Below are 15528 nucleotides of genomic sequence, written 5' to 3' on the forward strand. Positions count from 1 at the left end.
AAATATTTTTGAATGTGGACAATAAATTTTTGTTTGAGAATAATCAATAAAAACATAACTATAAAGCGCTAAATATAAGCTTACAGGTGGCTAAATATAAGCTTACAGGTAGTTAGAAATTTAACTACAAAATGGTTCAGGGATCAGGGTTTAGGGATCAGGGTTTAGGGATCAGGGTTTAGGGTTTAGGGTTTACCTGGTCAGCGGCCTTAGCCCTTTACAGCGGTTAAACATTATAACTTATCCATAAAAAATGCAGCATGTAAGAAAGTTACCCATCCCACACACTGCATTTCATTCTTAATTCGTAATTCGTAATTTTTAATTCACTACAACCTGGCTGGTAACTCCCTTCCCGTTCTCTTTCGCCACTTTCATCTGGTAGATGCCCGCGGCAGTATTGGCTGGCAACTGTACCGGCACCACTACATTACTTGCGGTTACTTTTACTTTAGTGGATGCGATGACCTGCCCGGCTACATTGCTGAACTGTATACTATAAGTACCCTGTTCCTGCCCGGTGAAAACCAGTTGAGCCGTCTTATCTTCTACCGGGTTCGGATATACGCTGATAGAACCGGTGCTGATCTTTGATGCCACTTTCACGATGGAGCTGTAAGTTATCTTGCCATTGCCGGATACTATTTTGATACGATAATAATTATCGGTGATCAATGGTTTGGTATCGACCTGGAGGTAAGCGAAAAGATTCGTTGCGGCGATAGTTGAAATTCCTGCAAAAAAACGACCATCGCTGCTGCGTTCTACCGTATAAGTAGCGATATTGATCTCGTTCTCTACTTTCCATTTCACTTCAATCGTTTTATCCGTCCTGCGTTCCGCTTCGATGCTGGTGATCGTTACAGGCAATACCGTAAGCGGTTTGAAGACGACATAAAACCTGTTGGCCGCATAAGAAGCCGGTGCAGATGTCACGGTAAAATCAACCGTGCTCGAATCCGTAATACTCAAGGCTGTGCTGGAAGCCAGGAAACGATCCACCAGGAATGCGGTGATAGCGGCCGGCATATTCTTAGGCGCAAATTTCAACTGGTAAGCCTGCTGGCGCAGATTGGTAATATTATAGAAGATGGTATCCGAACCGGTATTCAACACCGCCCTTGCTTCAACTGACAGGTTTTGTCCTGTCCTCATCAGGCTGAAATTTTCTCCGCTGTTAGGTATCTTCAATGCATCATCTGCATCAATGGCGTTACCAAACTCTTCACCGAATGCCACGGCATTACCGTCTGCGATATTTCCTGAGCTGTACAATCCTGCACGGAAGAAATAGCGGTCATCATTCCCCTGTCCACGGGTTACGAGCCTGCTGCTGCTCACTTTGGCATTTTCTCCAAAAGAAAAACTTCCGTTTACAGTTGCCCCATTGGCACTGTGCACAAAAAATGCCTGTCCGCTCTGGATGTAGGGCGACGACACGCCTGCGGGATACATGCTGGTGGGCACACTGCTACCGATCGTTGGCTCGTAGTTGTTAGCCGCCGATAAGGTTTGCCATACACCAAAACCATAAGAACCGCCGGTGGTAGGATCCCACACGATCACATCACGATTTATATTCCAGAAAGCCCCATTCGTTTTTAGATAATCCAGGTCGATCGCGGAAGCATAAGGGTTGCCGACAGACTGATATTTTCCTTTCGGTACGGCTACTGCCGCAGGTGGGTCATTAGGCTGATAGATCTTTCCTGTCGTCCTCAAAGTGGTAGGCACTGCAGGCCCGGTGGTAGCAGTAGTGGCACGATCACCACGAACATACAGGAAATATCCTGCCGGCCTTTCGATGTTGGAAGAAGTATTGGCCACACCTATGTAATAATCAGTAGCGGGATCATAATATTTCAATGAAGGCCCTGCGCTGTACGCGTCCACCCCTACGCCCGGACCGGTGATCCATGTTCCGTATCCTGCAGGTGTGGCGCCACCCTCCTGCCATGTGCTGTAGATCGATTGCCCGTAAGCAGGAGTTGAAACCAGCTGCCATGATTTGGCGTGCTGGCCGATGCCGGTGCCTGTATTGATATAACGTTCTACTACAAACCTGCCGGTGCCATAAGTAAACGATGCCCCCGAAGGAATAACAGCGATGTTGGCTGTACGGGTTGCTGTAGAGCGCATGGTCAGGTTACTGTTAGACAACGCTACTGTTGTGGAAGTGCCTACATTCAGTTCTTTTGCCACAGAGCCGGCAGCTGATAAAGTTTTAGTACCCCCATTGCTGAAAGACAAATTGAAATATCCTACGCCTGCAAAGTTCTGGTTGCCGCTTCCTTCCATGCTGATGGTACCATCATTGTGAGCGAACACGCTCGGGCTGTTATTTACGAAATTGCCCCTGATACGCGTGGTGCCTGAAGAGGCTGTTTTTGTACCCGCAGATGAAAGCGTAAGGTTGCCATACAGTGGTGTGCTGCATATATCCTGCCCGCTGCCATAATATTCTGTTGTGCTCGCAGGATCAAGGGTGACTGTGCTGAAATTAGCAGGGTAATTATTGTTTGCGCATGCGCCGCCGCTTGTTCCCGAAATACGGTGAACCCCGTTTGCCGCAAGGCTGAATGTACCGCCTGCCACAGACCGGTTAGACGTATACGTTAGTTGATCGAATGTAGTATACGTTGCAACGGTCAGGTTTCCGGCAATGCCGGTGAGGTTGGCCGACAAATTCTTTGTAGCATTGGCGGTAGCGGTTTTGTTGGTTAATATGAGATTGCCGTAAAGTGGCGCTGCAAAAATCGTTTGCACGGTACCGTTAGGTGCATCGTACTGGGTAGTACTGGATGCAGCAAAGCTGAAGGTGGTAAAGCCTGATGGAAAATTACTTCCTGTCTGTCCGCCGGATGTGGCCCCGAGTTTTATGATCGAATTCGATCCTACTGTCATTGTTCCTGTTCCCGAAGTGCGGTTGGCCGTAAAGGTTACCAGGTCGAATGTGGTATTGCTGTTTACCTGCAGGTTACCGCCGATACCAGTTACGTTTGCAGTGAGAATTTTACCGGATGTACCACTACCCGTACCGTTTGTAAGGGTAAGGTTACCATAAGTTGCCCCACCATATACAGTTTGTGTAGTGCCGCTGGCAGCATTGTAGTTTACTGTTGAAGTGGCATTCAATGTCATCGTGCTGAAGTTTAGCGGAAAATTGCTTCCTGCCTGTCCGCCGCTGGTGCCCGAAACATTCATGATGGATGTTGCCGCCATGCTTAATGTGCCTCCTGCAGCAGTACGGTTGGCTGTGTTGGTACCCATATCAAACGTAGCCGGACCGGTCAACGTAAGGTTTCCCGCAACACTGATATTACCTGCAAGGGATTTCACAGAAGTAGTTGCCGGTGTAGGGTTATTGAGTATAAGATGGCCGTAAGTAGTGGTAAAAATGGTTTGCGGTGTGGCCGCTCCGTCGTATTCTACAGTGCTTGCTGCATCGAGCGCAACAGTGCTGAAATTGACCGGGAAAGCGACACCTGTTTTACCCAGGATCAAAACCGAATTGGCATTGAGCGTTAATGTTCCACCCACCGAAACCCTTGTTGTATTGAACGTTGCCTGGTCGAAAGTGACATAAGGGTTTACCGTGAGGTTGCCCGCAACACCAGTGATATTTGCTGTAAGTGTTTTTACAGAACTACCGCTTCCGGTAGCGTTGGTCAATACAAGGTTGCCGTAAGTTACAGGCGCATACACCGTCTGGTTAACTGTATTGCCGGCATTGTATTCCACTGTGCTTGCCGGATCCAAATTGAATACCGTGAAGCCTGATGGAAAATTACTTCCCGTTTGTCCGCCTGATGAAGCAGCGAGTTTCAATGTAGCATTTGAGTTTACGTTGAATGTGCCCGAGCCTGCAGTCCGGTTGGATGTAAACGTGGAAAGATCATAAGTAGCATTGCTGTTGACCGTTACGCTTCCTGTGATGGAAGCCGCGGCACCCAGTGTTTTTACCGAGTTATTTGTAAGCACGAGGTTTCCGTAAGTGGTCCCGTATACTGTTTGTGCAGCTGGTCCATTGTACTCAATCGTACTTGCGGCATTCAATGTATTGGTGCTGAAATTATTCGGAAAGTTCGATGCTCCCCTGCCACCTGTACTACCGGATAGTTTCAACGTGGCATTGACCCCTACCGTTAAGGTCCCCCCTGCTAAAGTCCTGTTCGCTGTAAATGCGCCCAGGTCAAATGTGCCTGCTGTTACCGAGAGATCATTTAATATACTGATGTTATTGGTAACAATATTTACTGTAACCCCGGGATCCGGGTTGATGATAAGGTTGTTGAAAGTGGTGGATGCGCTGCCACTGATGGTCTGGTTGGTGGTGCCGCTGAAAGTTATATTCCCTCCGATTGAAACGCAGGAATTATTATTCGTCCAGTTCCCTTTGATATTGTAATTCGCGCTTGCGGCGGGTGTAAATGTACCCGCATTTACAATACTGCCCCATGCCATCAGATAAGGCGATGAGGATGCTCCATTGGTGAAAGTTGCACCGGTCATATTATTGAGTGTGCCGGCAATGTTGATCACGGGCGATCCTGCGGTAGTTATGAATGATCCGCTGTTGTTGAGATCACCATTTACCGTGAGTGCAGGTGTTCCTGATAAACAATTGTAAGTACTTCCGGCATTGATCGTCAATCCTGCTGTAGTTATAGTACCACCACTCTGCGTGAAGGTTGCATTGTAACTTCCGGTGAGCCCCATGCTGATACCTGTGGCGGTCAATGTACCCGCGCTCATGGTAACTGTTCCTGTGCCACCACCAACAGTGTTACCCGTTAAGATCCCCCCCGCATTGGCAGTCAATGTACCACCATTTATATCAAGGATCCCACCTGCATTTACCAATACGGTGTTGGACACCACATTCTGCCCCGCGGTGTGAAATGTTCCGGTAGGATTATTCCATGCCGCATAAAAAGGGCCATCGACAGTAACATTTCCGCTGGCAGAAAAATTACCCGTGCGCAATAGTAAGAACCATAATGCCGTGTTGCCCGTATTGATCGTCCTGGCATTGAAGCCGCCACCGGCGTTCATCCATATGGCTGGTGTAAAACCGCTGTAGTCATACGTTCCGTTGATATCCATGTTCCCATTCAACTGAAGATAATTGGCACTGGCGTAGTTTACGTTATGCGAAAATGTACCACCATTGTTGACTGTGAGGTTTCCATTCATGAAAATGGTTTCGCTGCTGTTCACAATTTCCAGTTCGCCGCCATTGTTAACGATCATATCGCCTGTAAATGTTTTTGTACCATTTCCGGCTACGGTAAATTTACCGTTAAGCGTGGTAGTAGTGGTTACGGCAAATGTCTGGCCCGCAGCATTACTCGTCGTTAATAAACCACCCGCCCCAACGGTTAATTTTGATACTGATTTTGATGCATTAATAGTGATCAGCCCCGTACTGTTTACCACCAATCCACCGCTGGCTGTAAGGCTTGCAGGGAATTCGCTACCAACGGTGCGGGCGCTTGCCCCATCGTATTCCAGTGTAGCCGAGCTTCCGTAAGTGGGAGCAGAAGATATGGTGGCAGTGCCTTCCAGCGAAAGAGTATTGTTGACCGTTACAGCAGTACTTTTGGGTCCGCTGCCCGAAACAGTTAAATTATTATAAGTAGTTGACTTCATGGTCTGCGAACCGTTCGCATAATAGTTCACCAGGTTATTGGCAGCCGTTGCGGTAAGCCCTGTAATGGTGGCAGTACCCCCGATATTCAATATGGCGCCGGAAGCGTTGGTCAATGTGCTGGATCCGCTCAATGCCGTTGAAACAGTCAAGGTGGTATTGTTCGTACGGGTTGCGTTGATGACAACATTCGGAATAGAGATCGGGGAATTACCGTCGAATGTTTTGGACGCGACAGTGAATGTATGTGTGCCGGTATGTGCGGTAAAGGTACCGTCGTTATCCAGGTTACCTGCGATAGCGACTGCCTGTGATGAAGTCTCGTTCCATACACCGGTGCTGCCGATGCTGATATTTCCGGTAAATGTTTTTGTACCTGATCCGCCAAGGACCAGGCTGCCATTGATAGTCGTGGTCTTTGCGATGGAAATAGTATAAGTGCCTGAACTTGTCAGGGACCCGCCGGAATTGATGGTGAGGCTTCCGGCAATACTCCAGTGGGCTGCCATGGTCATGGCGTGGCCGCTCTGGATGATGAAAACATCGGCACCTGATGTAAAGTTTGAAGGATGAGCACCAGTACCATTGGTATTCACCCACCAGTTTGCCGTTGCACTTGCGGCAGTATTCCCCCCGGAATAATACGTGGTAGCAGAAGCCGTTGATATGCTGAACAGCAATACCAGTAGCATATATGCTAATTTGGAAAGTGTAGTTTTTTGTTTCATTTTGTCAGTGTTGTTTTTTGCCTGGATTAGTATTGGATAGGATAAGTGCTGTTATTTTTCTATGGTAAATGTTTCGGATGCATTGTTCATGCTCACTTTCAGGAAGTAGATGCCATTGGCAAGATCACGCAGCTTGTTCAGGCTTAATGTGGTGATCCCTTTCTGTACTGAATAAACCTTTTCCAACATCGTTTTACCCGTTGCATCCATCAGCATCAAAGACATCTTACCATTTTCTTTTGCACTAACGGTAACGGATAACGCTTCTTTGAAAGGATTGGGATATAGCTGCAATACGAAAGTGGCCGACTGCCCGAAACTTACTACTTCTACATTGCTGTAATTATTTTTACCATCGTTGCCCACAGTTTTTAAACGGTAATAATATTTTCCGCCTTTTGTTCCTCCGGACGAAGGGTCTGCATCAGTGAGGTCGTATATGTTTGAAAGCCGGCCCTGCGGTTGTATTGTTTTTATTGTTGTGAAATTGATACCATCCGTGCTGCGCTGAATTTCATGAGCACGCAGATTGTCTTCAGTAGCGGTTTTCCACTGAAGCAGCACATCCCTGCCGGTTTGTTTTGCAGTGAATGAAATAAGCCTTACAGGCAAAACAAAATAGGATTGGTTGACAGAAATATCGTCGATGTATGCGCTGAAATCCCCGGTGCCTGCAGCCTGGTCGTACCCTACCATTATCCTGTCGATGATCTTACCATTGCACCAGGTACCGATCTTTGATGTGTTTTTATTCCAGGTACCAACTGTTCCCCTACCCGTAGCCGGATGCATGGACACACCATTGGTATCCGTTGCGCCAGCGATGTTGCGGAGGTAAGTACCATCAGTAAACAACAGATCGAGCGATACGAACCTGCCAAAGGCATTTTCAGGATAAGTCCAGAAATTTAAAGTTGTATACAAGTCAACCGGGATGTTTACATCATACACCCTGAAATACGCATTGGAATTGGTAGTGCTGTTATCTCTTCCGCGTACACGCAATGCGGAAGAGCCACGGCGTGGGTTTGCCGCCACCACCGCACATGTTGGATTACCGGTGTTGGCACCGTAATTGAAAACATTGTTCTTGATATCCGTAGTGCTCACCCATGTTGGCTGTGCATCGATGTCTGTTTCATTGCTGGTGCGGAAAAATGTAGGCCCGATAGAAAACGGGATCGTCACATTCGTTGTAGGCGCTTCAATTCCTTTCAGCATTTTGGAAACTTTTGAAGTCAGCCGCAGGTAAAAATCTGATGACAGGTAAGCCCCGTCGGCACTCGTTGTCAAAAAATACTGATTGGTCGGGATCATATCATAACCATCCGCCATCGGCATGATAGCAGTAGCTTCATCGTATTCATCAAACATGGCTACCTCAACAGTACTGATGCCCATGGATTGCAGGTTGGTGGCCTGTCTCCACATGAACTCCCCTTTGTTCCTCGACATCTGATTTTTAGCGCCGCCGTTCCAGTTGGACCATGCAAACCCGGGGAAGATCACCGGCTGGTAGGCCATACCGTTAGTATTGCAATAAGCCAGATCGGGCACGAGGAAATTTGTCTTGAAATTATCGATCGTCGTCTGGTTGCTGTATGCACCAACACTCCATGGCGAGATCATATTCGCCGCTTTGTAAGTATTAGTCCAGTTGGCATTGGATGCACCGCTGTTCGTTCTCCAGCCTGTAGGTGTACCGGCTATCACGTAACAGCCCTGCGCTTTGAACCAGTCGATCAGGTCTTTTTGTATCGCGGCCGAACCGATGATGTGGTTGTAACCGATCCCCCATATCTGCACAACAGGTTTGCCGCCTTGTTTTGCATACATCGGCGATGAGGTGAACTGAAGATTCCCCAGCATGTTATTTGTCCAGTCTGCCTTGATAGCGTCAAACCTTTCCTGGTCGGTGCCCGGCACATTTCCCAGTCCGCTGAGGTCATACACGAGGTAAAACATCCGGCTGTATTTTTCTGCCGATTTACGCACATGTACCGCGATGCTATCGCGGTTAGCCTTAAACGCAGGATCGATCAACACTTCCCAGATGAAACGCTGAAATGCAACGCCATCAATACCTTGCTGCTGCATCAGTTGAAAATGTTTATCAGTCACATCTTCCTTATATGCCGAAAACAGCTTCGCAGCTGTTCCGTCTCCATGAGCGCCTAAATTGGTCTGGAATAAACTTGATGGATTGTATAATGAGAGATCGGGATATGCTTCGAAAGTCAGGTTGGGATTGGGATTCGGGGCAACACCTGGTTGCGGTGCATTGCCGGGTGCCCAGTGTGTCCAGCGATCGATCGGCGATTCGTCGCCTGTAGCGGTAAACCAACCCTGGTAACCACAAACCACTTTACCGATTATGGAACCGGGGTCTACCGGTGCCTGCGCCAGCGTCTTTGTACTTAATAAAAAAGTAAACAGGACTATCGCACATACACGGATAATATTTCTGAAAAACAGAACAGTTAGTTCAGATAAGGGTTTTCTCATGCATTTATTTTCAGCTGTTAGATATTGAACCGTTTTTTTTCAATGGACATATTATGATAAGCCAATCGAAAAATTACTACAGGGGTGTTAACGGATTATCGTTCGCTTAAATTATAAGTACATGGAAAAAAAAGTTTGATAAATATCAAACAACAATATATAATAATTTATATTTCAATCATTTATAACCTAATCAGGTGAAATACTTTTAAGCTGATAAATATCAATTGATTTTGTTAAAGTGTATTAAACTCAAGAATTATCAATGTTTTGCAACTAATTCAGTGCAATTTTTCGCCTTGGATCTTTCTTTGTAATCAGTTCGGGAATGTGCAAAGAATGACCATTTTTTAGATTAGAAAGATCAAACAAGACATAAGAGAATAAAGCAAAATGAAGTATGGGAAGTACACAAAAAAAAGAACCCCGCATTTTGCGGGGTTCCCTGCTTCCTTATTCTTTTATTTAATATTCCTGATTTCTAATTTCCCCCCGGTCCGTTTCCACTGCTCTGTGTCCTCTTATTCTCTTCGTCGATCGAATTCTTACGCTGACGGGCTGCTTTCACCTGGCTGTTACCGAAGCGGTAGCTGAAGTTGATCTTGAATTGACGGCTCTCCCAACGTCCGCTGGCCCTGCCGTATGTACCCGTGAAGTTGGTTTCGCCACTCCATTTCAATGTGTGGAAAATATCACTTACGGTTGTTTTCACATTCGCTTTTCCTTTGAACAATGTTTTGGCCAGGCCTCCGTCTACACTATACATCGCTTTTGATTTGAACACACCCTGCCAGATGGCAGGTGAGTTGTAGAAACCGCTGATCTCCGCCGTGAAGCCTTTACCCAGCTTGAAACTATTCTGCATGTAATAACTCAATGCAAAAACGTCCTGGTTGATCTTACGATCGCCACCGCCAAAATCTGCCTTGTACAAAGAATAGTAAGAGTTCATGTTAACAAAGAAACTATACCATTTGTAAGAAAAAGGATAGCTGACATTCAGGCTGATGATATCCTGCGTGGCAAGATTTTTCTTCGTCATGAATGCTTTTGAACTTTCCGTGGTATCAGGTATCTGTGCAAAAATATCTTTTACATGGCTGTAGTTCAACGTAGTGTTCAGTTTGTACATGTAAGTATGTGTGATGCCGAAACTGTTGGTATACTGTGGTTTCAACTGGGTATTCCCTTTCATGTAGGTATAATCGTTCAGCTTGAATTCGAACGGGTTCAGATCCTGGTAAGCAGGCCTGTCGATACGGCGGCTGTAGGTGATGTTGAACATGCTCTTAGGATTCTTGTTGAAAGTGATCGCCGCACTCGGAAAGAAATCCGTGTAGTTGCGGTGGATGCTCGAATCGAAAGGCATATCAAATTTTCCGCTCTGTGGGTTCCATTGCGTACCGGTTGAAGCTCCTTTAGAATCTGTATTTTCAATACGCAAACCAGCCTGTAACATGAACCCCTTGAATGCACGGTTGTAGTTCACATATCCGGCATTGATATTTTCTTTGTACACAAAACGGTTGCTGCGGCCGGTATCCAATACCTGCGGACTTGCTGGCGTGAGGCCATTTACATTGTAACGACCGAAATCATTGTCTGTTTTCACATAGCCTATTTTACCTCCATAACTCAGCTTACCCTGCTTGAAATTCTGTTCGTAATCCACTTTGAGTGAAGCGATATCGATATTCGTTGGCGCAATCATATTATATACGTTTGCATACAAAAAAGTATGCGTCGGTAACGAATAATAAACGTTGGGCTGAAACTGGTTGCTGCGCAAATTGAAGAAGCCGTAATCCGCGTCGATATTCAATTCGCTGCCACCTGGTTTTGCATAGCGGTAGTTACCGTTGAAATTCACATTGGAACGTTTCATCTTATTATCGCTGCTCGCTTCCAATACTTTTACCAATTGTCCGGTATTTTGCGCTCCTATGTAAGTAGGCCCATTGCTCATGAAATGATTATCGGAAATATTCCCGTTGATCACCACGCCGATGGTACTTTTTGCATTCAGGAAATAATCTGCACCCGCTTTGAAATTATGTCCCTTGTTGTAGGATTTCATTTTATTCACCTGGTCAAATGTAGAGTCAGCCTGCGTCCTGTACATCTGCATACTATTGGCATAAATACCCTGGTTGTAATTGTAGTTACCAAAAATGTTGGTGTATTTGTTACGGTTGTTCAATGAGATCCCACCATTGTATTTAGCGTAGGTGCCGATGTTGTAACCACCGTTGATAGAACCATTGGTACCATAAGATTTATTCTTTTTCAACCGGATGTTGATGATACCTGCATTACCGGCCGCTTCATATTTTGCAGATGGGTTGGTGATGATCTCAAAAGATTCTATCTGGGCAGACTGCAGGGATTTCAGGTAGTTCGCAAGGTCTTGTCCGCTCAGCGGGCTTGGCTTACCATCGATATAAACCTGTACACCGTTCTTACCGCTAAGGCTGAGGTTATCGTCTTTATCCACCATTACCCCCGGCGATTTGCGGAGCAATTCCAATGCATCGTTTCCAACCGCGTTGGTAGTACCTTCCACGTTCACGATCATCTTATCGGCTTTCACTTCCACGATCGGTTTTTTGGAAGTAACAGTTACAGCAGCCAGATCCGCAGATTGTTTTCTGAGGTTGATCGCTGGTACGGCAACATCATCATTTCCAACCGTTACAGCTGAAGAAATAAAGGGGGTGTATCCCACGTGGCTGGTACTCACACGGTATTCGCCGGCCGTGATATTGTTGAATTCAAACCCGCCATTTTCATTGGTGGGGGCATATTTTACTACGGACGAATCTTTAGAACGTAATAAGGAAACGGTCACTCCTTTTTTTGCTTTTCCATTCTCATCTTTAACGGAACCGTTGATCTTTTGTGCTTTCGCTACGACTGTAAACAGGAAACATAGGAGCACGAGGGTAAACTTTTGCATGTTAATTTTTGTATTTGGATGCAAATGTATATTCCTTGTTACATTTCCATGACAATTATATAGTCAAGTGGGTGTTTGGGTTGATGAAAGGTTATTCGTTGAAAGTTGAAGGTTGAAGGTTGAAGGTTGAAGGTTCAAAGCTGAAGAATCAACTTTCAACCTTCAACCTTCAACCTTCAACTTTTTTTTGTCACTATGTTGCAAAAACATCTACCTTTGCCCTGTTGGCAAACAAGACACATATATTGATCAGGCAATCGGCGGCAGCACTTTTCCTGCTGTTGTTCATAGCGGTGCAGGTTATCAAAAGCAGCCATACGCATGAATACCTGGTAAAAAAAGACGTCGGCCATTACTCCATTTCAACGGTAACGCATCCCTGCCCTATCTGCGATTTTGATTTCGCAAAGGATAAGGATTTTGCCTGTCAGTCGTTTGACATCGTACCACCTCCTGTGGTCATCACGGGAATTTTTCAGCATCCACAGATGCTCATTACTTCTATCGGCACCACTTCCGCCGGCCGGGGACCACCGGTTTCTTTTTTTCTTTAAGCATTAAAATTGATTGTGGCATTGCTTCCGCAATCGGCTATGTTTAGTCAATAGTGAATAGTCAATAGTCAAACCTTCAAAGTTTATATATAAACCGATGTTTTGACTTTTGAAACTCTTAAAGTATGCTCTTCCAATCAAGTAACATACTTCAATGGTTTGACTATTGACTATTCACTATTCACTATTGACTCATTCACTCATTCACACATTCACTCATGAAAAAAATACTGATTCTCATCATCATCACCATCATAACCCAAACCTCTTTCGCAAACGTTTTGCAGGGAACATTTTCAGGCAAGATAACAGATGCCAAAACCGGCGCTGCTATTGAAGGTGCTACTATTTATATTTCAGACCTCAAAACCGGTAGCAGCACCAATTCAGCCGGTAATTTCACCTTTCGCAACATTTCTGAAGGGAGCCATCTGGTGGAAATTTCTCATATCGGTTACAGCACCATTGTAGAAACGGTGATGATCAGCGGCGATACAAGGAAAGATTTTATTCTCGGCGAAGCCGTGATAGAAAACAATGCCGTGGTGGTAACGGGTGTAACCGGCGCCACACAAACCAAAAAAGTTCCGTTTTCTGTAGAAGTGTTGCGCAGCAAAGATTTCTTTCAGAACACTTCTACCAATATCATTGAATCCCTGACGAAGATCGGCGGTGTGACTACATTGGCTACCGGCCCTGCCATCAGCAAGCCGGTTATCCGCGGACTTAGTTACAACCGCGTACTTACCATCAACGATGGCGTACGCCAGGAAGGCCAGCAATGGGGCGATGAGCATGGCATTGAAGTGGATGAGGCAAGCGTCAATAAAATTGAAGTATTGAAAGGGCCGGCTTCCATCATTTACGGAAGTGATGCATTGGCAGGTGTGGTAAATATCATCACCAACGTTCCCGTTCCGGCAAATACGATCAAAGCTAATATCAGCAGCAATTACCAGAGCAACAACAGGCTCCGCTCTCTCAACGCCAATATCGGCGGTAATAAAAACGGGTTCAACTGGAATATCTATTCTTCCAACAAAGCTGCCGCGGATTATAAGAATAAATACGACGGTTATGTTTTCAATTCAAAATTCAAAGAAAATAATTTAGGTGGTTATGTGGGATACAATGGCAACTGGGGTTACAGCCATGTATTAGTGAGCAATTTCGATCTTACCGCAGGACTGGTGGAAGGCGAACGCGATGAAGATGGTTATTTTATCAAACCCGTTGCAGGCGGTGGTGAAACAAGGGCTACCGATGCCGATTTTAAAAGTACCACGCCGCAGATTCCTTTTCAGCATATCAGGCATTTCAAGATCGCTACCGACAACAATATCAAATTCGGAAAAAACAATCTCACTTTCAATATCGGGTTTCAGCAAAACAGGCGGGAAGAGTTCGGCAACATTGATGATCTTTCTGAAAGAGCTTTGTTCTTCAATTTAAAAACCATCACCTACACCGGGCAGTTTCATTTTGCAGAAAAAAATGGCTGGAAAACTTCTATCGGGGTGAATGGGATGCAGCAGAATAATAAGAACCAGGGGGTGGAGCAATTGATACCGGATTACGACCTGTTTGATTTTGGTACATATGTTTACAGTAAAAAAACGATCCGGAAAGTAACGGTAAGTGGCGGGCTGCGCTATGATACCAGGAATGTAGATGTGAAAAACCTGATGGATGGGACGGATGTAAAAGGTGATGCGTTCAAAAAATCATTCTCCAATGTTTCGGGAAGCCTGGGGCTGGCTGCGGATGTTACTGATAAACTAAACCTGAAATTCAATGTAGCAAGGGCTTTCAGGGCACCAAGCATTCCTGAGCTGGCGTCTAACGGGGCTCACGAAGGAACTATCCGCTACGAATATGGCGACCGCAACCTGAAAAGTGAAACGAGCCTGCAGATCGATGGAGGAGCTACCTATGCTACAGAGCATGTATCTTTAGGCATATCAGCATTTTACAACGCCTTCAATAATTTTATTTTTTACAAAAAACTGGAAAATGTGGGCGGCGGCGATTCTACCGTCAATGTTGATGGCGAAGAACTGGATGCCTTCAAATTTGATCAGCGCAAAGCGGCATTGGCGGGACTGGAAGCGACACTGGACATTCATCCCCACCCACTCGACTGGCTGCATGTGCTCAACACCTTTTCTTATGTAAGCGGAAGATTGAAGGAACCGATAGAAGGCACGAAGTACCTGCCCTTCATCCCGGCAGCTAAATTATCGACAGAGTTCAGGGCATCTTTCAACAAGCTATCAAATGTTTTGCGGAATGCATATCTGAAATTTGAGATTGACAATACATTTGCACAAAATGATGCTTTCACCGCTTTCAATACCGAAACGGCCAGCAAGGGCTACACTTTGTTGAATGCGGGAATAGGTACGGATGTAACGACAAAGAACAATAAGACCATTTTCAGTATCAGCCTGAGTGGCATCAACCTGGGCGATGTAGCTTACCAGAACCATCTCAGCAGGCTGAAATATGGCCCTGAAAACCTGGCAACAGGAAGAACGGGCGTGTATAACATGGGAAGGAATTTCAGTGTGAAAGTGAATGTGCCATTGAGTTTCGACTGGAAGTAATCACCACAGGGTTATTTCACAGAGTAACAAAGAGAGGCTTTCAAACTCCACGTTACTCTGTGAAACAACTCCTTTACCTCTGTGGTTTCAGAAAAAAAAATAAAAAAACTTTGCATAAAAATTTTGCAGTGAATAATTTACCCTTATCTTTGCAATCCGAAAATGAAAAAGGGAGTTTAGCTCAGTTGGTTTAGAGCATCTGCCTTACAAGCAGAGGGTCCGCGGTTCGAGCCCGCGAACTCCCACTAAAAGCCTCACAGATTGTGGGGCTTTTTTTAGTGCTATATAATTTAACCCAGAGGTTTAAGGGCGCCCCGCATTTTAATACGGGAGAATCCGCAGTTCGAGCCTCGTGATACCATCAATAGCTTCACATATTGCGGGCTTTAATTCACAAGACTGTCATGTTTTATTTTTATACTTTATACTCTTCCTCCCTTGATAAATTTTATATAGGACACACCAGCGATCTTCTTGCTAATCGTCTTGCCAAACACAATTCAAATCATAAAGGATTTACCGGTGGTCG

General features: G+C 45.5%; 6 protein-coding genes and 1 tRNA gene. 4 read left to right on the forward strand and 3 right to left on the reverse strand.

Annotation, left to right across the window (positions count from 1 at the left end):
• Nucleotides 1-321: 321 nt before the first annotated feature.
• From EGI32_RS13280 to EGI32_RS13290, 3 genes are all read right to left on the reverse strand, one after another.
• A complete protein-coding gene (locus EGI32_RS13280) occupies nt 322-6378 on the reverse strand; it encodes a hypothetical protein (protein ID WP_255155848.1) in 6057 nt (2018 codons plus the stop codon).
• 51 nt (nt 6379-6429) lie between these two features.
• A complete protein-coding gene (locus EGI32_RS13285; RefSeq protein WP_255155849.1) occupies nt 6430-8883 on the reverse strand; it encodes a T9SS type A sorting domain-containing protein in 2454 nt (817 codons plus the stop codon).
• Between the two features lie 481 nt (nt 8884-9364).
• Nucleotides 9365-11839: a TonB-dependent receptor gene (locus tag EGI32_RS13290; RefSeq protein WP_255155850.1), complete on the reverse strand. Its 2475-nt coding sequence runs from the start codon at nt 11837-11839 to the stop codon at nt 9365-9367.
• A gap of 224 nt (nt 11840-12063) precedes the next feature.
• Between EGI32_RS13290 and EGI32_RS13295 the strand changes: the two genes are divergently transcribed.
• The 4 genes from EGI32_RS13295 to EGI32_RS13310 all read left to right on the forward strand — a co-directional run.
• The gene (locus tag EGI32_RS13295; RefSeq protein WP_255155851.1) at nt 12064-12393 is read left to right on the forward strand and encodes a hypothetical protein; all 330 of its coding nucleotides are present in this window, start codon (nt 12064-12066) and stop codon (nt 12391-12393) included.
• A gap of 218 nt (nt 12394-12611) precedes the next feature.
• Nucleotides 12612-14999, forward strand: a complete 2388-nt coding sequence (locus tag EGI32_RS13300; RefSeq protein ID WP_255155852.1) for a TonB-dependent receptor — start codon at nt 12612-12614, stop codon at nt 14997-14999.
• 170 nt (nt 15000-15169) lie between these two features.
• Nucleotides 15170-15244: transfer RNA gene (locus tag EGI32_RS13305), tRNA-Val, on the forward strand.
• Nucleotides 15245-15403: 159 nt separating this feature from the next.
• Nucleotides 15404-15528: GIY-YIG nuclease family protein (locus EGI32_RS13310; protein ID WP_255155853.1), on the forward strand; the 125-nt coding region annotated here is incomplete at its 3' end.

The sequence above is a fragment of the Ferruginibacter sp. HRS2-29 genome (genome assembly GCF_024343615.1).
Taxonomy (GTDB): domain Bacteria; phylum Bacteroidota; class Bacteroidia; order Chitinophagales; family Chitinophagaceae; genus Ferruginibacter.